The 20,536-nt window shown below is 59.5% G+C and carries 20 protein-coding genes and 1 tRNA gene; 12 read left to right on the forward strand and 9 right to left on the reverse strand.

The window, feature by feature from the left end; genetic code table 11:
* Positions 1–112: 112 nt before the first annotated feature.
* The 4 genes from CJO11_RS10570 to CJO11_RS10585 all read right to left on the reverse strand — a co-directional run bounded on the left by CJO11_RS10570 (position 113) and on the right by CJO11_RS10585 (position 6,982).
* A complete protein-coding gene (locus tag CJO11_RS10570) occupies positions 113–1,189 on the reverse strand; it encodes a helix-turn-helix transcriptional regulator (RefSeq protein WP_095012680.1) in 1,077 nt (358 codons plus the stop codon).
* A gap of 254 nt (positions 1,190–1,443) precedes the next feature.
* A complete protein-coding gene (locus CJO11_RS10575) occupies positions 1,444–2,046 on the reverse strand; it encodes a PAS domain-containing protein (protein ID WP_240504465.1) in 603 nt (200 codons plus the stop codon).
* Between the two features lie 265 nt (positions 2,047–2,311).
* The gene (locus tag CJO11_RS10580; protein WP_095012682.1) at positions 2,312–4,702 is read right to left on the reverse strand and encodes a mechanosensitive ion channel family protein; all 2,391 of its coding nucleotides are present in this window, start codon (positions 4,700–4,702) and stop codon (positions 2,312–2,314) included.
* 153 nt (positions 4,703–4,855) lie between these two features.
* Positions 4,856–6,982, reverse strand: coding sequence for a M13 family metallopeptidase (locus CJO11_RS10585; RefSeq protein ID WP_150125019.1), 2,127 nt, complete (start codon positions 6,980–6,982; stop codon positions 4,856–4,858).
* Positions 6,983–7,464: 482 nt separating this feature from the next.
* Here CJO11_RS10585 and CJO11_RS10590 point away from each other — a divergent pair, with 482 nt between their 5' ends.
* The 9 genes from CJO11_RS10590 (at position 7,465) to CJO11_RS13490 (ending at position 14,088) form a co-directional block, all read left to right on the forward strand.
* Positions 7,465–8,400, forward strand: coding sequence for a hypothetical protein (locus CJO11_RS10590; protein WP_240504616.1), 936 nt, complete (start codon positions 7,465–7,467; stop codon positions 8,398–8,400).
* A 20-nt stretch (positions 8,401–8,420) separates the two neighbouring features.
* Positions 8,421–9,143: a hypothetical protein gene (locus CJO11_RS10595; protein WP_095012685.1), complete on the forward strand. Its 723-nt coding sequence runs from the start codon at positions 8,421–8,423 to the stop codon at positions 9,141–9,143.
* Positions 9,144–9,428: 285 nt separating this feature from the next.
* Positions 9,429–9,713, forward strand: a complete 285-nt coding sequence (locus CJO11_RS10600) for a hypothetical protein (RefSeq protein WP_240504466.1) — start codon at positions 9,429–9,431, stop codon at positions 9,711–9,713.
* Between the two features lie 167 nt (positions 9,714–9,880).
* Positions 9,881–10,288, forward strand: coding sequence for a Rap1a/Tai family immunity protein (locus CJO11_RS13200; protein ID WP_169829184.1), 408 nt, complete (start codon positions 9,881–9,883; stop codon positions 10,286–10,288).
* A 1,120-nt stretch (positions 10,289–11,408) separates the two neighbouring features.
* On the forward strand, positions 11,409–11,597 hold the full coding sequence (locus CJO11_RS10615) for a helix-turn-helix domain-containing protein (RefSeq protein WP_095012688.1): 189 nt from the start codon (positions 11,409–11,411) through the stop codon (positions 11,595–11,597).
* A gap of 176 nt (positions 11,598–11,773) precedes the next feature.
* Positions 11,774–12,064 carry a hypothetical protein gene (locus CJO11_RS10620; RefSeq protein WP_095012689.1) on the forward strand — a complete coding sequence of 97 codons (291 nt, stop codon included), beginning with the start codon at positions 11,774–11,776 and terminating at the stop codon, positions 12,062–12,064.
* On the forward strand, positions 12,061–13,326 hold the full coding sequence (locus CJO11_RS10625) for a DUF3631 domain-containing protein (RefSeq protein ID WP_095012690.1): 1,266 nt from the start codon (positions 12,061–12,063) through the stop codon (positions 13,324–13,326). Before CJO11_RS10620 ends, CJO11_RS10625 begins: the two co-directional genes overlap by 4 nt.
* Positions 13,323–13,994, forward strand: coding sequence for a hypothetical protein (locus CJO11_RS13300; protein ID WP_169829185.1), 672 nt, complete (start codon positions 13,323–13,325; stop codon positions 13,992–13,994). The genes CJO11_RS10625 and CJO11_RS13300 overlap by 4 nt, the downstream gene beginning before the upstream one ends.
* A complete protein-coding gene (locus CJO11_RS13490) occupies positions 13,939–14,088 on the forward strand; it encodes a hypothetical protein (protein ID WP_420823137.1) in 150 nt (49 codons plus the stop codon). The genes CJO11_RS13300 and CJO11_RS13490 overlap by 56 nt, the downstream gene beginning before the upstream one ends.
* A 110-nt stretch (positions 14,089–14,198) precedes the next feature.
* Here CJO11_RS13490 and CJO11_RS10640 read toward each other — a convergent pair.
* Positions 14,199–14,290 (reverse strand) — tRNA-Ser (locus tag CJO11_RS10640).
* A 209-nt stretch (positions 14,291–14,499) separates the two neighbouring features.
* Between CJO11_RS10640 and CJO11_RS10645 the strand changes: the two genes are divergently transcribed.
* The 3 genes from CJO11_RS10645 (at position 14,500) to CJO11_RS10655 (ending at position 17,826) form a co-directional block, all read left to right on the forward strand.
* Positions 14,500–15,330, forward strand: coding sequence for a DUF1134 domain-containing protein (locus CJO11_RS10645; protein ID WP_095013360.1), 831 nt, complete (start codon positions 14,500–14,502; stop codon positions 15,328–15,330).
* Between the two features lie 91 nt (positions 15,331–15,421).
* The gene (locus CJO11_RS10650) at positions 15,422–16,600 is read left to right on the forward strand and encodes an amino acid aminotransferase (protein ID WP_095013361.1); all 1,179 of its coding nucleotides are present in this window, start codon (positions 15,422–15,424) and stop codon (positions 16,598–16,600) included.
* 341 nt (positions 16,601–16,941) lie between these two features.
* Entirely contained in the window at positions 16,942–17,826 is an 885-nt protein-coding gene (locus CJO11_RS10655; protein ID WP_095012693.1) for an alpha/beta hydrolase family protein, read from the forward strand.
* A 16-nt stretch (positions 17,827–17,842) separates the two neighbouring features.
* On the opposite strand, the gene CJO11_RS10660 is transcribed toward CJO11_RS10655, so the two are convergent.
* The 4 genes from CJO11_RS10660 to CJO11_RS10675 are packed head-to-tail and all read right to left on the reverse strand — an operon-like array spanning position 17,843 to position 20,522.
* Complete coding sequence (locus CJO11_RS10660) at positions 17,843–18,304, reverse strand: RES family NAD+ phosphorylase (RefSeq protein WP_205651065.1); 462 nt, start codon at positions 18,302–18,304, stop codon at positions 17,843–17,845.
* Positions 18,305–18,306: 2 nt separating this feature from the next.
* Positions 18,307–18,924, reverse strand: coding sequence for a riboflavin synthase (locus CJO11_RS10665; protein WP_095012695.1), 618 nt, complete (start codon positions 18,922–18,924; stop codon positions 18,307–18,309).
* Between the two features lie 10 nt (positions 18,925–18,934).
* Entirely contained in the window at positions 18,935–19,909 is a 975-nt protein-coding gene (ribD, locus tag CJO11_RS10670) for a bifunctional diaminohydroxyphosphoribosylaminopyrimidine deaminase/5-amino-6-(5-phosphoribosylamino)uracil reductase RibD (RefSeq protein WP_095012696.1), read from the reverse strand.
* On the reverse strand, positions 19,896–20,522 hold the full coding sequence (locus CJO11_RS10675; protein ID WP_095012697.1) for a hypothetical protein: 627 nt from the start codon (positions 20,520–20,522) through the stop codon (positions 19,896–19,898). The genes ribD and CJO11_RS10675 overlap by 14 nt, the downstream gene beginning before the upstream one ends.
* Positions 20,523–20,536: the final 14 nt, after the last annotated feature.

Consider the following 20,536-nt stretch of genomic DNA (forward strand, 5'->3'; position numbering starts at 1 on the left):
AACTTGGACAGAGGATGAAGTTTCCCTGCTATCCTGAATATCTTCGGCATGCCCTGCGTACGCCCTCATTTACCCCCAACGATGGACATCAAAGCGGCCCGAGGCTCTACCTCTAGCTCGAAGAGACTTCCGACTTCGACTTACCGCGCTGCAAACGGCTTCGATACTGCGATGGGCATTCGCCGAACCAACTCTTGAAAGCGCGGGAAAAGCTGGAAACGTCCGCATACCCCGTATCTCGTGCAATGACCTGCAACGGCAATCCAGGATTCACTATCAGCCTTGAAATTTGGCTCATCCTTAGGTCGTCCACAATCTCTTGATATTTTATGTCCGCTTCAGACAGACGCCGGCAGAGGGTCCGAACTGAAATATTCTCGCGCAAAGCAATTTCCTTGAGCCGGGGTACGCGATTTTCTCTTTCGATTATTGACTTCACACAGGAACGAATTTTGTTCGGAAAATCTGACTCATGCAATCGCTTTTCTAGCAATCCCAAATCTGCAAGCGCCAATCGCCATAAGCTTTCTTCAAAGTCAAAATTTCTCCTCTGCTCCCAATGCTTCGGGTAGATTATACCGTTATTTCTCGCTCCGAATTCGATTTGGGCACCCAACTCTGACTCCATGATAAAACCGGATTCATCCTTCGAAAGCGTCAGGAATATCTGCATTTGGCTTAGATCATCGACTAGGAAACCTTGGATCATTCGGCTGAAGAGGATCACTCGGATTGCCGAATAGAATCCCAGAATTCCTCCGATATCAATTTGCTCTACTATCTGAATTTTTACCCTATATTGATCAACGGATCGATAGATTTTGACGCATGGATTGGTCGCAGACAAAAGCGTCACTAAACTTCTGCTCGCTTCTTCGAGAGTTGGCGCATTCCTCACGATCAGAGCTGCGTCGGGGCCCGTCACCAGGCGCTTGCTCTTGAGAGTTCGATCGATCAGTTCTCCGCTCTTGCCGTGTTCAAGAATGTTTGCAGTGATAACAAGACCATCGCGGTACGTTGTTTTGTGCGGAACACCGCAACTGAGATCGACGTCCGTTCCCTCAAAGTACCAATCCGGCCAACCAAGCCACTCGCCAAAAGGGCCAAGAACCCCGATCCATGTTTGTAGCGTAGCCTTGCCGCCCAATTCTTGCGCAGCCTTCAGTGCTTGCTCGACATGTGTTCCCACAGCCAACCTCTTCCCGTTATAGGGTCCACCGGACGCCCATCTCGCTCAAGCCAACATTCCTAGTTGAGAGTGCCACGAATCTCCCATGACGCCAATTCCCTGGCGTAACGCTCTGACAAAAATCTAAAAATACAGAATAATCTATGGTCCTCCAAGGATTGGCTGAAGGCTAGGAGTTGTATTGGGCCTGCCGTCCCCTTTTGCACGCTCCGCTTTCCGTGCAGGCGGCACGATGCGTCTGATCGCTAGCGAGCCTACAATCTTGCCCGCACTGCAATTCTAATGGCTTCGGTAGTTGTCTTTGCGCCAAGGCGCTCGATCATATTGCTGCGGTGAAGCTTGATTGTCCGTTCTGCCAGGCCGAGTTCAAAAGCAATCTGCTTTGCTGGCAAACCCCGAGCGATTCCTGAAAGTACTTGCTTCTGCCTTTTTGTCAGTAACTTAACGAGACGCCGAGCGCGCTCTTCCCTCATTTGAACAAATTGGTCTTTTGCATCGGGTGGCCGAAACTGGTGGCCGATAAAGCCAACTAGAGTTTGGTCTTCGTCGAAGATTGGCGCAATCATAACGGAATTCAGGAAGGGCGTTCCATCCTTGCGGTAATTCAACAGCTCAACGACGACTGGACTTTCTGACCTTATTGCTTCGTGAAGGATTCGGACGGACTCAGCGTCTGTTTCCGGACCCTGAAGAAAACGACAGTTGCGACCTATGACCTCCTGTCGCCCGTAACCCGTAAGTTCGAGAAACGGATCGTTGCAAAGCACTATCGGATTGTCCGGCTCGCGTGCGTCAGTAATAATTATTGACGCATGGTCAGTTGCCGCCAATTCCTTGAATGCGTCGATTGCTCCCACCTCTAAGCCCCTTCTCAGACGTGCCCTAAGGTGCAGGGAGTTTTCGCGCTGGGGCTCTAACTTGTCCATATGAAAATGGCGCCATGGAGTTAACAGATTCTGCCAGACCAAAACCCCATTTCGGAAGTTGCGAGCCGAAGCTGGCCATGTATCAAGAACCAGCTCAACACACTTTGCACTCCAAGCTCGATCCTTTGCACTTGAATGCCTTCGAGTGTCATCAAAAGGCCCTATGAGGAAGTGACAAATAGTTCTTGGCGTCGACCTAGTTCCCGGGCTCGGGCGAATTGAGTGTCACTTCGGATTGCGGGAAGGGAATTACGATGCCCCGCTCGCTGAAGCGCTTCAGGATCTCGACATAGATTTCCGACTTGGCCGACAGCGTCGCACCGACATCGTCGATGAAGCAATAAAGGCGTAGCAGGACTGCGCTGTCTCCCAACTCCTCCATCACTACCTTGGGCGGCGGATCCTGGACAGTCCGCTCATGGTCATCGGCGATCTTGTAAAGTGTATCAAAAGCCGCGCTTATGTCCGACCCGTAAGCGATACCGACGGCGCATTCGATCCGGGTTATTATGTCGGTGAGAGTCCTGTTGCGGACCGCCCCGGCGATCAGTTCGGAATTGGGAATGATGACATCGTCGTGATCGAACGACTGGATGCGGGTGGCGCGCACCGAAATTTTTCTGACGATTCCTGCGTAATCTCCGACCACGATTGAATCGCCTTCCTTGATGGGACGTTCGATAAGCATGATGATTCCGCTAAGGAAGTTTGCGACGACCGATTGCATGCCGAATCCTATACCGACAGATAGCGCACCAAACACGATCGCCAGGTTCGAAAGATCGAGACCAGCCGCCCCCACTGCTCCAATGAAGGACAGGATCACGCCAAGATAGCCGACACCCGTTACCACTGCGCTGCGGGTCCCGTCGTCCAAATCGATTCTGGCAAGCAACGCCGTTTGCAGGATCCGCTGGACCCAGCGGGTGAGAACGTAGCCGATTACAAAAACGGAAACGAAGATCACCACCGTACCGAATGAGACGGTCACACCACCGACGGTCACGCCATCACGCAGTAAGGAAAGCAGGTCGAGAATTTCTGCAGGTCTGATGCCCCAGACGATCGCAATCATTGGAGCTGCGACGACGGAAAAGCAGAAAAACAGGCAGACTTGCAGGGCCAACAGCTCCCGTAGGTCCCGTCCTGTTCCGTCGAACAAAAATGCGCGTAGTAATTTAACGATCCTTGAAAAAATGACCGCTAGGATCGCCAAGATTAGGAGCGACTTGATCACCGGAAGGATAGCCCAGCGCGCCAGCTCGGCAAAACCGATGCTGGCGAGCATGAATGCAATGACGGCCGAAAGCCTCATCACTTTGGTGATGAGCTGGCCCCAATCGATCCGTCGGTTAACGAAAGTCTGCTCATTCTGGAGCAGCTCGGCCTCGGGCGGCTTCTCCGACTCCTCGCGGTTTCTCTCGATGGTCGTGGCGAGGAAGTATACCGACGCCGAAATAAGCGCGATCACCAAGAATGGACCCACGCCGCTCGCAGCCATAGAATAGGGCGCGTTCTCCTCGGCATTCTCGACAAGGCTTTCCAGCCCGATGGCAAGCCCCAGAAGAAGGACGAGCCAGACTGCCCGGTGTGCACCCTGCGCCTTGATATGGACGAACCGCAGGCGGGGATAGTGCGGTGCAAACAGCGTCAGGCCAAGCCAATGCGCAAGAATTATCGGAGCGCCGATGATCAGGATTGCCAAGGGCATCTTTCCGAAGGCAGGAAGCACGCCAATAAGGACCAGGGTGCCGAGGGAAACCACTGCGAGTCCGAGCAACGCTATCGTGACGCCGAAAAAATCCTTGGCAATTGCCCACAGAATGAACTTGCGCTCATCGACGGCATCCTGAGCGCGCGCACTCAACCGCCTGCCCACGGCTCGGCGCACAATCGTGACGATTAACATCCCAAAAATGAGCAGCGCCAGACTAAGGGTCGTCAGGGTCGCCTTGCTCTCGCTTGGCACGCGCGGTTGCTCTGTCTTCGTACCGACGAAGAGTTCGCCGATCTTCCTTTCCGTCTCCGCTACGAAGGCTACCCAAGCTTGGGGCCACAAGGGCGATCTGGCCCGTGTAGTTAGCTTGGTTCTGTTGAGCGCGGCGATGCGCGAATCGAAATTTGCAATGAGCGCCACAGAACGCAGGTAAACGTCTTCGTACCTGCGCACTGGGGCCTGAAGCTCATAGAGTTCCTGCTCAAGGTCCCTCCTTCGCTCGGCAATGAAAGGACTGTCACCCGTTTCGGGCGGTGGCCCCATCAGTTTCAGCTTCCCTGCCACGATTGTGGCTTCGAAAGGTTGTTCCTTGGTGGCCGCGAGCGCAGCATCGCGTTGGATCGCCAGTGTCGCGCGTTGCTTCTCAAGCGTGTCGATGCGCTCCTGAATGTTCCCGGCAAGCGGACGAGCAAGCAGCATTTGCGCTTGTTCGATGTTTGCGGTCCAACTGGCGATCCGGTCGGTCTGTGTCTGCGCGAAGCTGCTGCCGGACAACAACATAACCGCAAGCGCAAGACCTATGACCCAGCGGACGAAGCTTTGCGACAATCGGCGCGCCTGATTGGAAGAAGCCGTTGTGCTATTCGACATTCAAACTTTCTCTCGAGCTAACGACACCTAGCGAAGGACGCCGATACAAGATGGCAAAGCAGGAACAATGTGACGCGCATCAGCGAGGCCCGCCGCGGTCGTTTCATGCAAGCCTGCGACAGAAAGGCCGCGCCGCGCAGCCTACCCCGCGGCCTACCAGGTATTCACCCGCTTCTCCGGCGGCAGCCACATCGGGTCGCCTTCCTTGATCCCGAACGCCTTGTAGAACTCGTCGAAGTGCTGCAGCGCGGCCACCGCGCGATAGACGTTTGGCGGATGGTTCGAGCTCTCAGCGACGTTGATCATGTATGCCTCGGTCGCGTTCTCGGCCCACAATTGGGTCCAGCCGATGAAGCAGCGCTGCGCCTGGGTGTACCCGTCGATCTTCTTGTTTTCGTCCGGGTGATCCTTCAGATAGTTCATCAGCGCAGTGTAGGCGAGCTTGATACCGCCAACGTCAGCCATATTCTCGCCCACCCAGTAAGCACCGTTTCCAGCATGACCGGGAGCAAGTTCGGTGCTGTTGGTCTGGTCGATCAGCTTTTGTGCCTCCGCAGCGAAAGTGGCGGCGTCTTCCTGCGCCCACCAGTTGCGCAGATTGCCGTTGGCATCGAATTGGCGCCCGCCACTGTCGAAGCCGTGCGTCGTTTCATGCCCGATAATCGCTCCGAAACGGCAAAAGCGAATCGCGGGGTCGGCATCCGGTTCGAACGTAGGAGCCTCTGATATCGCCGCAGTAACCGTGAAGCCGTTCTGGAATAGGCCGTACGCCGCATTCATCACTACCGGCAGGGTGCTCTTGCCGTTGAAGTCATCGTTCTTCACTGGTCCGCCGAACTTGGCAAGATCGCGGTCCATTTCGAACTTCACCAGAGCCATCGCGTTGGCGACCGGATCATCTGCCACGATCGTCACGCCGGAATAATCGATCCACTCGTCGGGATAGCCGACCTTGTTATCGAAGGCTTTGAGCTTGGCCATGGCTTCGGCCTTGGTCTCCTCCGACAGCCAGTCGCGGGTCGGGATGCGTTGTTCCATTGCCGCAAGAATGTAGTCGATCATCTCCTTGGTCTTTGTTCGCGTGTCCTCGTCGTAATAGGAGTCGACATAAAGTTGGCTCAGCGGCTGTCCAAGACCGCCTTTGACCTGTTCGATGGCGCGCTCTTCAAGCGGCTGCAGCGTGGCCACGCCGGTAAAAGCCTCGTTCAGGGCGCGTCTAGGTTCGTCGAAGTCGGGGGACAGGATTTCGGAATAATGCTCGATCAAGCGATACTTGGCGTAATCCTTAAAATCCTGCAGCGGCCGGTCCTCGAGCATCTTCGAGACGGCTTTGAAATACTCCGGCTCAAGCGTTACGACATTCTCGGGAACCGGCAGTCCGACATCCTTGATGTAGGCCGCTGCATCGACCTGCGGGAGCAGAGCCTGCGCTTCTGCCAGCGTCATGGGATTGTTGAGCCGCTTGAAATCTCGCTTGTCCGCCGGTGAGAGCTGGGCCTTGTCCAGCTCGGTCTCGATATCGAGGACAAGCTTGGCCACACGCTCGGCCTCCGCACTGTCGTACCCCGCGACCTCGAGCGTATCCTTGACATATTTTCTGTAGGCTTCACGACGCGGCGACCCGTCCGGCGAACGATAGACGTCACGTTCATATTCGAGCGCTGTCGATCCGGGTGCGGCCATGATCACATAGCGCGAGCTGTCATCGAGACCGGCATTTTGAGCAAACGCGAAAAGGAATGGGATAGCGTTCACTCTCAGCATTTCGGCCGAAAGTGCGGTTATGTCATCGACCGATTTCACGGCATCGACCTTGGCAAGCTCGCCTTCGAGCGGTTTCATGCCTGCTGCCCGCCTGCCATTGAGGTCCATATAGGCTTTGTAGTAGTCGCCCACCAATTGCGTCGGACTGCCCTTCTCCGCGTCGGGAGCCTCGGCGACAGCCTTTGTGATGATTGCCGTAAGTTGGTCGCGGATAATCTGGCTTTGCGTTTCGACAAAGCTGTAGGATGCCTTGTCCTCCGGCCGCGCTACACGCTTGAGCCAGCCGCCAGCGGCAAAATGATAGAAATCCTTCCGCGGATTGACGCTCTGGTCCATGTTATCGACTGAGAAAGCGAGCTCGTCGGGCCCGGCAGAAATCGTCTCTGCATTGGCGGCCTTGTCGCAGCTTGGCAGTGTGATGGCCAACACGAGCGCGGAAGCAGATGTGATGATCGGCACGCGCACCGCGCGTCGCTGCTTGCCTGTTTGACGGATTTTCACGGCGTCGGATCTCATCACGATTTGTTCTCCCCAGTTCACTAATTCCTTGCATCAATGGGCGCACTCGCAACCGCCACGTGGTCGTCGGTTGCATTTCCTGGAAGTCCCCTCTTGCCATCGAGATATTCATGATCTCCCTTGGAGTTCATACCTGTCCAAAAGGGCAGGTAGATTGCTGAATTGGCAAATGCAGCATGGACATGCGATCCGGGGGAGGCGCACGACCGTCCTATCCATTCCCTGCCCGCCCAAGAGTGGCTGGCAGGGATTTTTTGGGATCTATCGTCCAGGAATGCGGGGCCTCGAGCGAATGGCCATGACCGATTTTGCAAATTTGGGTCAAAGCGATCTTGATGCGAAAGGCCGTTTCGCCTGTGATGAGTCGAGCAACCTGCCCAAAAGGACATATAGGAAGCTCGGGGCAGTGGTGGCAGCGTCCTTCCAAGGGCGCTTCATCAATCAACTTTTGCCACCGAGCACAATTCGATCTCTGGTTGATGATCGCCCGCCTAATTCGGGGTCGCATCGAAGAGAACATTTACCAACTTGGGGGAGTTTCAATGCGATCGAATCTCGTTTCCAAGGCCGCACTTGTGCTGGCCGTTACTTCGTTGACTGTCGTTCCAGCTCTTGCTCAGAAGGCCGATCAGCTAACCTACATTAACGGCCTCGATCCGGCCCGCGCGGAAGGCGCACTGAAAGCACACGGTTTCGAGTACGCCGACAGCAACACCAACGACATGGGCTACACTTATTCCTACTGGTGGAACGCCCAAAACAAGAACTGCGTCCAGGTCGAAGCCTACAACGGCAAAGTCGGGACGGTCACCGACGCGACCGACAAGGAGTGCAAGCATGGTGGTATCAGCACCGGCGCAGCAGTGGGCATTGCGGCCGGTGCTGCGATCCTTGGGGCGATACTGCTGTCGAAGGGAAAGAAGGACCAGCCCGCCAGTAATGTGGCGCAGCCAGCTTCGTTCGCCGATCTCAAGGGTGCGCGCGCCGCGGGAGGCATGACCACGCTCGAGCAGCGCGGCTTCACCCAGGTGGACAATTTCACTTCGGGCACCACGCGCTATTCGATCCAATGGCGCCCGCAGTCGCGCCAGTGCGTGCAGGTGACCATGGCAAATGGCCGGTTCACCGACCTACGCGATATCGGCAGGCATCCAAAGTGCAACGGTACCGGTTACTCGAATGGCAACGGATACGCTGCTCCCGCCGCCTTCGCCGATCTCAAGGGTGCGCGCGCCGCGGGAGGCATGACCACGCTCGAGCAGCGCGGCTTCACCCAGGTGGACAATTTCACTTCGGGCACCACGCGCTATTCGATCCAATGGCGCCCGCAGTCGCGCCAGTGCGTGCAGGTGACAATTGCCAACGGTCACTTCGATGACCTCCGGGACATCGGTAGCCATCCGAAATGCCGTTGAGCGATGGGGGAGCAAGTGCGATGCGTTTGACGATCCTCGTGTCGGGTGCGCTCGCGCTCGGCCTTTCCGCCTGCAGTTCGGCGGGGCAGGGCAATGCTGCCGCGCAACCGAGCGATAACGCCTCTTCGCAGGCGGCGGCGATCCCCGAGAAGCTTGCCCCGTTTGGCGATGGGTATCCCGCCGCGGGTGACCCATGTCGCAAGCTGGGCGAAAGCGCGGCGACCTCCAACTACCTCGACGATAGCGCGATCCTCGTCGGCTGTCCGAGCGAGGCCGCGGCGAAGGCGGTTGGCGGCAAGGTCGTCGGTAACGTCGACGGGATCCGGCTGGTCAGCATTCCGATGGGCGATGCCAACGTGGGGATGGTCTCCCCGGTGGGCGAGAACGGTCCACCGCCCCCGCCCGACACCACCAGCATTGATGTCAAGGTTCCCGGCACGGACTACAATGCCACTGCGCAGATTCCGTGCGGATTCAAAGGCATGCCACCTACCGGCAGTTGCTTCGCCGGGGTCAAGCGCAAGTGGGGCGAAGACGGCACCACGCTGGTCGAAGTGACGAAGCCCGACGGGATGAAGCGCGCGCTGTTCTTCAAGGGCACCACCCCCTACGGGGCAGACAGCGCGCAGGCGGACGGCTCCGCCGGGTGGGACTTCAAGGTGAGCCGCAAAGGCGATGAAGTGACGATCAAATTCGGGCCGGAAACCTACGTGGTGGTCGACGCGCTGGTCGAAGGCGGTTGAAGCCAAGAGAGCAGATGAAGTGAGGGTTTGTCACCTTAGTACTGCTCTGCGGCAGAGCCGATGATTCTCCAAATAATTACCTGAAAATGACGCCTCGGCATTCACAAACAGCGCTACCCCGTAATCAACCTGTACTAAAGGACAGGTAGACTTCTTGAGATTAAAATGCGGAATTGATGTGCGACCCGAGGGCGAAACACGTCCTTCAACTTCCCTGCCCGCCCCCAACCGGTGGGCAGGGTTTTTTTGAGAATCTTGGTCTGAAGCGTTCAGAGATTCGAGCGAATGGCAAAATCCGTTGAAGCCTATTTGGATAATCGCGGGAACCTGCACTTGTCCCCCAGCAGCGCCATCATCGCCGATTTGGCCATGGCCCTAGGCAGAGTTGGCGATGAGGGCGGGATGACAGAAGGCGTTGCTCGTCTGATCTTGGAAAAGCGAGCGGAAATCGAACAGGCCTTCGCCGACATTGATTCGCTCCATCATCATAAACCAATCGAGATTGCGCCTGAAAGTCTCTCAAACATCGAAGTTCTGGATTTGGAGAGAAAGAGGATCGGCGAAAGCTAGAGACGCGGGGACTTAAGCGTATGTCCGCAATCAGGTCGTTAGCGGAATGTCCGCTTTTTTCGCACCCCAAGTGTTCTTAAAGGTCCGCCAACTGGTTGTTCGGCAAATAATGTACAGCCAAAACACGCGGGATTCGCGCTTTGAGAAACGATGAGAGGAGACACGTAGTGCGGTGGGCTGACTTCATGGTAATGAGTGCTGTAACTTTGGCTGGTTTACCCACATTGGCCAGCGCCCAATCGATTGCCAACAATTCAGAGCGGTCTGCGCGTTTTAATCTCGACCAAGGCAACGACTTTTATGCCGCCTGCAAAACCAGCGATGATTTTAACCGCAATGTTTGCGTAATTTATTTGCAGGGTTTTTTTGCTGGACAGAAAGCAAGCTGGGCGGATCAGGCGATAGAACCAGAGTTTGGCAATCAGCCTTATTGCCTTCCCCCTCATGGGACCTTGCCGCAATATTTGGATGTCGTCATCAAGTTCATGGAAGATGAACCTGATATACGCAATTTCCCCTCTGGGACACTCATCGAGGGAGCCTTTCTTCGAGCTTATCCCTGCAAGAAGAATTAGTAGCGAACGGACCAATTGCTGACTTGATTGACAGTATTAGACTCATACTAGAGCAACCACTGCTAGGGGCACCTCTCTCGAGAGACCGCAATCGGCAGTGATTTTTGGCAAGAGAAGCAGCAGAGTTCGGGTCGCCTGCAGAATGGCGGCTTTCGTCGGTCCCGGCGAATATGAGGATGGCTTCTGAGTACAGCTGGAAAGATGCAACATGAGGCCATAGATTGCGGGCGGGGATAGGCAGGCCAGCCGACAAGCGCGCATCCCACGCGCTTCCCCGCTTAACCTTGGGAACCGCCTGGGAGGCGGACTCAATGGCAGATCCTAAGAACCTTGGAATCGCAGTTACCCAAGCAAAGCGCCTCAACGACTGCTATTTCCAACTTTCAGCCCTTCTAGAAAAACTCCCCTCAATCGAAGGAGATGAAGCACTTTGGTATAATCGCCCTTCAATCCACCCTGGCAGTGAACAAGGCCGCGAGTGGGCGCATCGCCTTAACAGTCGGAACGTTGCCGAGTCTCTTATTCGATCCGCGCTATCGGCTGGAAGCTTGCCGGTATGGGTCCGTCGCAATGATGGTGAATGCCAAGTCGACAAATATGCACTTAAGGAATTGGGCCATCGAACAATAAGAGCCGGTGCCTATCTCCCCTTCAACGATCATGACAGCGATCTGCGTGACCGCCCACTTTGGATAAAGTGCTCAGACTGGCGATCATTTTTAGCGCAGGTGTTACAGAGTCGGTACAGCGAAGATCAACTTGTCGATATAATGCGAGTGCCTCTGACAAGCGAGGCCAGCGGCAGTTGCAGTTCGGCAGTCACCTCCACGGCAAAAGTCGAAAGTGAATGTCGGGACTGGCTGCTTAGTGAATTCGCCGCTGATCCCGACAGGCAGCGCACAAAGGCCGATTTTAAGTCAGCGGCGCTAGCACGGTTTTCAGGTCGGTTGTCACAGCGTGGCTTTATTCGGGCGTGGGACGCGGTTGCAGGCCAAGCGGGGAGGTCGAAGCCGGGCCGTAAATCATAGCGGCGTATCGATACGCCAGTAATTCGTGACGGCTATTGCGGAGCATCCGTCCGTGCAAGTCTTGCCTCATTCAATAGCGAACGAGGCAACCCATGCAGACCGATCAGCTAACCCCTCTCAAACTCGCCTACAGCATCAAGGAAGCCTGTAAGGCGTCCAGTTTGGGGCGCACCACCATCTATTCGCACATTGCGGCGGGCCGCTTGATCGCACGGCGTATCGGCGGTCGCACTGTCATCCCGGCAGAAAGCCTGCACGCACTTATCTCAGGGGAGGAATGAGCCATGCCCCAGATAAGCGAAACCCCGCACGGTGGCGGGGCATCGCGCAATCAACTTAGCGGCTGGTTGCAAGATGTTCCTACTCCCCAAACCACAGCAGAGCAACATCTGCCTGCCCTCATCGCCAGTCATCTGGGCGGGGGATTCCTTGCCAAATTTGCGACGGGAGATGAGCAGTGAGCGACCTTGCCTTCCATGTCCGACAGTTCGTGCCAGCTGCCGAAGGAACCGAACTTGAAAAACGGATCGCGCTGTTGAGCGCACGCGATTATGCCAGCGGGCTCCTTGGGCAGGTGCTCGGCGACCTAGCCTACAATTACGCTCATGACGCCCACGCAATCGCGGGCACGTTCGTCTTTGCAGATGTGCCACCTCTACGACTGGAGCTTGCGGTAAAGTGCTGCAGGCATCTGGTGATGGCCGCCTTCCTTGCCGATCACCTCGAAGACGAGGGGACTGGTTCATGACTGGTCTCTCCTATTCCCTGCACCCACCGGAGTTGCTGGACGAAGTGCATGGCTTCTATTGTCGCTTTGTCGCCTTCCCATCGCCTCATGCGGCCGTCGCCTGCACTCTTTGGGTGGCACACACGCATGTAATGGATGCCTGGGAAAGCACGCCTCGGCTCGCCTTTCTCTCCCCGGAGCCGGGAAGTGGCAAAAGCCGCGCACTGGAGATCACCGAACTCCTCGTCCCGCGTCCCGTCGCGGCGATCAACGTTACACCGGCTTACCTATTCAGGAAGGTTGCCGACCCTGAAGGCCGCCCCACGATCCTTCATGACGAGGTGGACACTGTGTTCGGGCCCAAGGTTCGGCGCGATGTCGAAGAGACGCGAGGCTTGCTCAATGCAGGTCATCGCAAGGGTGCCGTTACCGGGCGCTGCAGGGTGGTCGGAAAGACTGTCGAAACCGAAGAGATCGAGGCCTATTGCGCCGTCGCTCTCGCTGGGCTTGGAGACCTTCCCGATACCGTCGCAAGCCGGGCAGTGATTATCCCCATGCGGCGTCGCGCACCCGACGAGCGGGTCGAATCTTTCCGACGCAGAGACCATGGCTCAGCTGGTCAGACGTTGGGTCAACGGCTGACGGAATGGACCTCGAAAATCGCGGAACAGCTTGCCCGCGCCAGACCATTGATGCCTGAGGGCGTCGAAGACCGGGCAGCCGACGTATGGGAGCCATTGATTGCGATTGCCGATGCAGCTGGCGGAGAGTGGCCAAGGCTGGCGCGTGATGCGGCATCATATTTCGTGGCGGAGGCCAGGGAAACTCCAGCCACGTTGGGTGTGCGGCTGCTGAGTGACATACGGGCCGCATTTGGCGAGTCAGAGCAAATGACCACATCCGACTTGCTCTACGTTCTGAATGATCTCGAAGAGGCCCCTTGGGGCGACCTGCGCGGAAAGCCGGTCGACAGCCGCAGGCTCGCTCGAATGCTCAAACCCTACGGCGCCAGTCCGCGCGACATCCGAACCGAGCGCAGTGTTGCCAAAGGATACAAGCGAGAAGACTTGTGGGATGCCTGGAAGCGCTATCTCTCTCCGCTCACCCCAGAAGGCGCGACAAGCGCTACATCCGCGACGAATGGGCCACAAATGCACCCTGAACGCTCAAATGTAGCGGCTGTCGCGGATGTAGCGGACTTTGGGCGGAGCAGAGTGAATGTCTGCTGCGAGCGCACACACGAAGGCCTAGCTCCGTTTCCACTGCCGGAGGAGGCCAGATGAGCAAGTCACGCAAGAAAGAGGGTGGTGACAATACTCTCAAGGTGACTGAGGTAACGGGTGAAGATCGTGAGAAGATACTGGCAAGGCTCGCGCTCAACCCCGGGGTCCGACACGCATCCATTGCTTCATCGTTTGCCTCACCGATTTTCGGTAAGGTGCATGAGCCATCGATCATGCATGACACCGATGTACTAATGGACGCGATGGCCCAAGCCATAAAAGGCGACAAGGCCTTCGCCAGCGAATTGCTAGCGGCTCAGGCATTGGCACTCGATTCCATTTTCACGGAACTGGCGCGAAGGTCGGGCGCGAACTTGGGTGAGTATATCGATGCCGCTGACCGCTACATGCGGCTGGCGCTCAAGGCTCAGACGAACTGTCGTGCGACCTTGGAGGCACTCGCTAAGCTGCACCAGCCGCGGGAGCAGACCGTCAAGCATGTTCACGTCAACGAAGGCGGGCAAGCCGTCGTCGCGGATCATATCCACCAACACCAGGGGGATGGGAAAAATGAAAAAACAGGCGAACAATCCCATGCAACCGGAACGGCTGGCAGCGGCTCCCCGATGCTTGGCCAGGACTCGGAAGGGGTCGGAGTGCCAGTCGCCAGCCGTGAAGGGCCGGAAGCGTTGCAGGATGCACGGCGGGACGAATCCCGGCGCGCCTAAGGGCAATCGTAACGCTTGGAAGCATGGTGCGAGTTCTAGCGCTGCCGAAGCTGCGGCCCGCTATTTGAAGGAGCTCGCTCGCCTTGTCCGGTAAGTGGATTTACGCCTAGCTCTGTTGAGGTGCGCAAGCGGCTCACTTTTAGGGGAGCGTTTTTGGGAACATGACGCATTTCTTGACAAAATATCAATTAAATCAAGGAAATGTGGCGGAGACGGAGGGATTCGAACCCTCGATACCCCGATAGAGGTATGGCTCCTTAGCAGGGAGCTGGTTTCAGCCACTCACCCACGTCTCCGGATCGCGGCTTGCGAGCGGCGGCCTATAGCGAGGGGCGCAATGGGCGGCAAGGGGCGCGAAGCACTCAATTTTCGCTCCATCGACAAGGGGAAGGACGGACTCGGTTCACCGCAAATCGGATTCGCTTCGTCGCCGGTTCATTGCCGCTTCAGCCGCCAGGGACTCTCTTGCGCACCGGACGTATTCGCGAGGGACGAAAGGGGCGCCATGACCCGGACTTTGAACGCACTCAATCGCGCACTGGTCGCCTTTGCCGCCGCCGCGACAATGATCGCCACGCCGGTGCTGGCGCAAGCGATCCAGTCGGTCGATCCCAACACGACGGTCGATTCCGATCTCGAGAAGCCGGGCGAACCGGCTCCTTACGCGAGCCCCACTTCGACCCCCACGCCAGCTGCCACGCAGGCGCAGGCGGCGACTGCGGCACCGACCGACACACCGAGCGACAATAGCCAGGTCGCCCCGGAGTGGGCCAACCCGGCGGTCACGTCCAGCAATCCCTCGACCGCGGCAAGCCAGGCGGTCGACAAGCCCGCTGCCGCTGCCGCGCAAGGCGACACCTACAAGGAGGACGACCTGATCGGTGCCGCGCAGGGCGTGTTCGGCAAGGGCGCCGAAGGTTTGGCGAAGATGATCAAGAACATCCTCGCCAAACAGGGCGAGCCCAACGCCTATATCGTCGGCCGCGAAGCGGGCGCGGCGCTCGGTATCGGGCTGCGTTATGGTTCGGGCACGCTTTATCACAAGATCGAGGGCAAGATGCCGGTCTACTGGACCGGCCCGTCGATCGGGTTCGATGCGGGGGCGAACGCGGGCAGTACTTTCGTGCTGGTCTACAACCTCTACGACACGGCGGATCTCTACAAGCGCTTCCCGGCGGCCGAAGGGCAGGCCTATGTCGTCGGCGGGCTGACCGCGTCGTACATGCGGCGCGGCGATGTCGTGATCATCCCGATCCGTATGGGCGCGGGGCTGCGGCTGGGGGTCAATGCGGGCTACATGAAGTTCTCGCACAAGCAGCGCTGGTTGCCGTTCTAGGTTCGGCCCAAGAAAAAGTGCACGCCTGAGGCACCAACCGCGCGGGTTTGCGGTTGCGACCAGCTTTGCAAGGAGTATGGGGGCGAACGTCATGCTAGACCGCCTCCAAGCCCAATCGCCCGACGCGTTGCTCGCGTTGATCAAGCTCCACGCTGCCGACCCGCGGCCCGACAAGATCGACCTCGGCGTCGGCGTCTATCGCACGGGGCAGGGCGACACGCCGGTATTCGGCGCGATCAAGGCGGCGGAACGCAAGCTCGTCGAAGAACAGGATTCGAAATCGTATCTCGGTCCCGAAGGCGACATGGGTTTCGTTGAAGCGCTGATGCCCTACATCTTCGGCGCTGCGGACCCTTCGCTGGGTGGCCGCGTACAGGGCATGCAGACCCCCGGTGGAACCGGCGCAGTGCGGCTGGCGGTTGCGCTGGCCAAGGCGGCGGGCGTCGAGCAGGTCCACATGGGCACGCCGAGCTGGCCGAACCACGCGCAGATCCTTGCGGACCTGCCGCTTGCGATGGCCGCGTTCGACCACGCCAACGATGACGGCACGGCCAACCTCGATGCCGCGCTTGCTGCGATCGCGGGCGCGCAGGATGGCGACGCGATCCTGCTTCACGGGTGCTGCCACAACCCGACCGGGATCGACTACACGCCCCAGCAGTGGGACGCGATCGCGGCGGCGCTGGCTTCCAGCAGGGCGCTGCCGATAGTCGACCTTGCCTACCACGGCCTCGGCCACGGGATGGAGGAAGACGTCTACGGCCTGCGTGCAGTGTTGGCTGCCGTACCCGAGGCGCTTGTGGCCTATAGCTGCGACAAGAACTTCGGGCTCTACCGCGACCGCGTCGGCGCGTTCTTCGTGGTTGCCAGCGAAGGCAGCCAGCTCCCCGCGATAATGTCGAACGCCAACGCGCTCGCGCGTGCCAACTGGTCGATGCCGCCCGACCACGGCGGCGCAGCAGCACGGCTGGTGCTCTCCGACCCGAAACTGACCGCGCAATGGCAGGACGAGCTCGACACGATGCGCCAGCGGATGCGCCAGGTCCGCCAACGGCTGGCAGAAGCGGGCAGTGCCGGCTCGGTCGATCTCACGCCGCTCGGCATCCAAAACGGGCTGTTCTCGATCCTGCCGCTGAGCAAGGAGCAGATCGGCAAGCTGCGCGAGGATCACGGGATCTACATGGCCGGTTCCGGCCGGATCAATGTGGCAGGGCTGACGATGGGCAATATTGACAAGTTCATCGCGGCCGTGGCCGACGTCTCCGCCTGATCGGCCGCCTACGTCCATCGCCGGGTGGAACGCTCTCCACCACTTTGATTGGTGTGACTTTCGCTGCGCTTGCCGAGGGTGAGCAGGCCATTCTGCACCGGATCGATGTGGCTTTCGGAAATTGCGAAAGCCACAGATCGAATAGTCCGGTTCCGAAGATCGCGCGGTCGGGTTCGGCATCGCCCACTGTAAGACAGAATTCGTCGCTGTAGGAAAGACGATGGGCCCGCCGGATCGGGCCTGCGTTTTCGCGCCGGAGAGGCGTGCCTTGCCAATCGCTGTTGCCCGAGCGCCGTGCACCGTGCGAAAGTGGCGTGCAATCAGCAGGAGAGGGGCAAACCATGAAACATGCCATCCGCACGGGCATCGCACTCATCGCGATCTGCAGCGCATCCGCCGTCGCTCAGGCGCAGCCACCCGAGGGCATTCCCGCCGCGATCTACACCGACCCTCCGCACGATGCAGCGCATCCGGCACGGCTGGAGGTGCTGCATATCCCGAGCGGGGTCGAGACGATCTACGGCCTTGCCTACCTCGCGGTGGGCGCGGGAACCCACCCCACGGTGGTGCTGTGCCACGGATGGCCGGGGAACGAGAAAAACCTCGATCTGGCCCAAGCGATGCGGCGCGACGGGTGGAACGTGGTGACGTTCAACTATCGCGGCAGCTGGGGTAGCCCGGGGACGTTTTCTTTCGCGCAGAACCCGGAAGATGCCAAGGCCGTGCTCGCCTATCTACGCGATCCGGAGAATGCGGCAAAGCTCGGCATCGACACCTCGAAGATGGTCCTGATGGGTCACAGCATGGGCGGTTGGGTGACCGCCGAGGTCGCCAGCGAAGACACGCAGCTCGCTGGCGCAGTGCTGATTTCGGCGGCCAACATGGGGCTGGCGGGAAAGCTGCCTTATCGCGAACTCTATGCCGTTTCGGCGGGCAATGCGGAGACCCTGTCCGGGGCAACCGCCCAGAGCATGTCCGACGAACTCAAGGCGCATAGCGACGACTACGACCTGATGAACAAGGTGGACGGCCTGACGCGGGCGCCGCTGCTGGTGCTGACCGCCGACGACGGGCTGGCGGCCAGCGCCGATGCGCTCGTTGCGGCGATTCGCAAGGCCGGCGGGACGCAAGTGACGGTGAGCCATGCGGCCACCGACCATAGCTGGTCGGATCACCGGATCGATCTCGAAAGCCGGATCATCAACTGGCTCGACGCGCTGAAGTAGCCCGCGCGCGCCGTTCCTATAGCGCGACGAACGGCTCGCCAGCGCCTGTTTTGCTGAGCAGTCCAGGCTCGAACGCCACCACGTGCGACAGCTCCGGGCGCGAACGCGAGGAGTAGAGCATCGCTTGCGCACCTGCCTGACGGGCCGCGTCGGAAAACACCCAGGTCGGCGAAGGCAATCCGCTCTCGCGAATGTCCTGCCAGACGATCGAGGCTTCGGGCGTGCCGCGAATATCGGCGACCCTGTCCGCTTCGAGCCGCATCGGCACGAGCACCCTCGAAACGCCGTCGCCGAGGTATCGCCTGATCGCCACGCCTGCGCCTTCCGCACTCAGCGAAGCGTAGATCGCGAACTCGCCATCATGGTGGAACCGGCCCTCGGGCGATGTCACGGGTATTTCGGGAGTCGCGGCGTAGTGAACGGAGATCAGTCGCCAGACCGGGCCCGAGAATGACGATAGCTGGTTCAACGGCTGCAAGGCTAACCCCGCAGGCTCTCCAGCCGCTGAAGGTAACGCGCAACGGTATCGATCTCGAGGTTGACTTCCTGTCCCTGCGCCAGTTCGCCCAGCGTCGTCACCTCGGCGGTGTGCGGGATGATGTTCAGCCCGAAATGCACCGAGCCGTTGGCATGGTCTTCCACCGAATTGACTGTCAGCGAGACCCCGCTGACCGTGATCGATCCCTTGGGCGCGATGAACGGGGCGAGCTCTCGCGGCGCGATGATCATCACCCGCATCGAATCGCCTTCCGGCTCCCAATGCGCGATGGTGCCGACCGCATCGACATGGCCGGTCACTATGTGGCCGCCAAGTTCGTCGCCGACCTTTAGTGCCGGTTCGAGATTGAGCCGCTCGCCTACGCGCCACTTGTCGCTTGCGGTGCAGGCGATGGTTTCCGCCGAAACGTCGACCGCGAACCATGCCTTGCCCGGTTCGCCGCCGCGCTCGACCACCGTCAGGCAGACGCCCGAACAGGCGATCGATGCGCCGATGGCGATCTTCGCCGGATCCCACGGGCACGAAATGCGCAGCCGCAGGTCGCCGCGTTGCTCGACGCTTTCGACAGTGCCGATGGCGGTGACGATCCCGGTGAACATGGCGGCTCCCTCAGCTGCTTCGCGTGCGGCGATAGGCGGTGAACGTGTCGCTGCCAAGCTGGCAGGTTTCGCGACGTTGCCAGCGGCCGTGCGCGGCATCGAGGCTAGCGGGGCCGAGGCTGCCGATTGCACGCAGTCCGTCGCCGATCACGATCGGCGCGCGGTAGAGTTCGATCCGGTCGACCAGGTCGGCAGACAGGAACGCAGCAGCGGTTTGCGCGCCGCCCTCGACGTAGAGATATTGCACGCCCGACATGTCCCCGATGGCCGCTGGGCTGGCAATCGCCTGCGCGCCTTCGGGCGCTGCCCCGCGCGTAAGTACCCAGCGCTCGGGGCTGCGGTCCTCGATACCGGGCAGGCGGACGTCGAGCCGGGGCGAATCGCCGCGCCAGGTTCCGCCGCCGACGAGGATCGCATCGGCCAGCGCGCGGCGCGAATGGACGTGCGCGCGGGCGGCTTCCCCGGTGATCCACTGCGAAGTTCCGTCGGCCAGAGCGATGCACCCGTCGAGCGACATCGCCAGCTTGAGCGTGACGTGCGGGCGACCGTGTCGCGCACGCATGAGGTATCCCGCGAGGCTCGCTTCAGCCTCGGGAGACGCGACGGTTTCGGCGTCAATCCCTGCGCTCCGCAGGCGGTCAATTCCTTCGCCGGCTGTGCGCGGGTCGGGATCGGCTACGCCGACCACGATACGCGCCGGCTGCGCCTCGGCCAGCAGGTCGGCGCAAGCCGGGCCGCGCTCGCTCCGGTGAGCGCACGGTTCGAGGGTGACGTAGACAGTGCTTCCGCGCGCTGCGTCTCCGGCTGCGGCGAGTGCCATCGCTTCGGCGTGGGGGCGGCCTCCGGCCTGGGTCCAGCCGCGCCCGACCACCGCGCCGCGCTGCACGATAACGCAGCCGACCGCCGGGTTGGGGCGGCTGAGTGGGCGACCGCGCGCAGCCAGCCGCGCGGCAGCGGCCAGCCATGCGCGGTCAGTTGGCGGCATCGGGTGCGGGCTGTTGCGATGGCATGCCCATTTCCTTGAGCAGTTGTTCGCGCTGCTTTGCCTTCTCCGCATCGACCTTGGCCTGTTCGGCGTCGATCTTCTTCTGCATCGCGTCGACATCGACCCCGGTGGCGCGGCCGAGCGCGGCGTAAAGATCCTTGCGGCGCTGTGTTTGCGCGGCTTCCATCGCGTCGATCTTGTCCTGCCGCTTTTGCGCGGCGATGTTCGATGCTTCGATCTCGGCATCGGTGCGGCCGGGCGCGAAAGTCGAGATCCAGATCACTTCAGGCTTGGGATTGGTGCCGACGACATGGAACTTGGCGAACTGCCAGATCATCGTAGCGCTGATTGCCATGGCGAGCAGCAGCACGCCGAGCTTGATGCGGATGCGCGCGAAAATGAACAGCGCCACCGCAACCGAGGCAAACCCCAGCAGGATCAGCGTTGCGAGAAGATTCGGCCGCTGCGCGTTACCGCTTAGCAGGTAGAACAACGATGCCGTTGTCAGCGCCGCCCCTGCAAGCATTGGCCAGCGATAGGGGTTGGGCCGTGAGAACTCGGTCCAGAAATCGGCGATGCCGGGGCCGGGATTGAGGTGTTTGAGTACCCGCATGGGCGGCAAGATAG

It is taken from the genome of Tsuneonella mangrovi (genome assembly GCF_002269345.1).
Classification (GTDB): Bacteria; Pseudomonadota; Alphaproteobacteria; order Sphingomonadales; family Sphingomonadaceae; genus Tsuneonella; species Tsuneonella mangrovi.

What these genes read in the sequence shown, in the direction of transcription:
- CJO11_RS10590 (WP_240504616.1), top strand. Translation starts at nt 7,465, where the DNA reads ATGATCGCCCGCCTAATTCGGGGTCGCATCGAAGAGAACATTTACCAA.
- ribD (WP_095012696.1), bottom strand. Translation starts at nt 19,909, where the DNA reads ATGCCGCCAACTGACCGCGCATGGCTGGCCGCTGCCGCGCGGCTGGCT.
- CJO11_RS10655 (WP_095012693.1), top strand. Translation starts at nt 16,942, where the DNA reads ATGAAACATGCCATCCGCACGGGCATCGCACTCATCGCGATCTGCAGC.
- CJO11_RS10600 (WP_240504466.1), top strand. Translation starts at nt 9,429, where the DNA reads ATGGCAAAATCCGTTGAAGCCTATTTGGATAATCGCGGGAACCTGCAC.
- CJO11_RS10650 (WP_095013361.1), top strand. Translation starts at nt 15,422, where the DNA reads ATGCTAGACCGCCTCCAAGCCCAATCGCCCGACGCGTTGCTCGCGTTG.
- CJO11_RS10615 (WP_095012688.1), top strand. Translation starts at nt 11,409, where the DNA reads ATGCAGACCGATCAGCTAACCCCTCTCAAACTCGCCTACAGCATCAAG.
- CJO11_RS10675 (WP_095012697.1), bottom strand. Translation starts at nt 20,522, where the DNA reads ATGCGGGTACTCAAACACCTCAATCCCGGCCCCGGCATCGCCGATTTC.
- CJO11_RS10645 (WP_095013360.1), top strand. Translation starts at nt 14,500, where the DNA reads ATGACCCGGACTTTGAACGCACTCAATCGCGCACTGGTCGCCTTTGCC.
- CJO11_RS10665 (WP_095012695.1), bottom strand. Translation starts at nt 18,924, where the DNA reads ATGTTCACCGGGATCGTCACCGCCATCGGCACTGTCGAAAGCGTCGAG.
- CJO11_RS10580 (WP_095012682.1), bottom strand. Translation starts at nt 4,702, where the DNA reads ATGTCGAATAGCACAACGGCTTCTTCCAATCAGGCGCGCCGATTGTCG.
- CJO11_RS10585 (WP_150125019.1), bottom strand. Translation starts at nt 6,982, where the DNA reads ATGAGATCCGACGCCGTGAAAATCCGTCAAACAGGCAAGCAGCGACGC.
- CJO11_RS13300 (WP_169829185.1), top strand. Translation starts at nt 13,323, where the DNA reads ATGAGCAAGTCACGCAAGAAAGAGGGTGGTGACAATACTCTCAAGGTG.
- CJO11_RS10625 (WP_095012690.1), top strand. Translation starts at nt 12,061, where the DNA reads ATGACTGGTCTCTCCTATTCCCTGCACCCACCGGAGTTGCTGGACGAA.
- CJO11_RS10595 (WP_095012685.1), top strand. Translation starts at nt 8,421, where the DNA reads ATGCGTTTGACGATCCTCGTGTCGGGTGCGCTCGCGCTCGGCCTTTCC.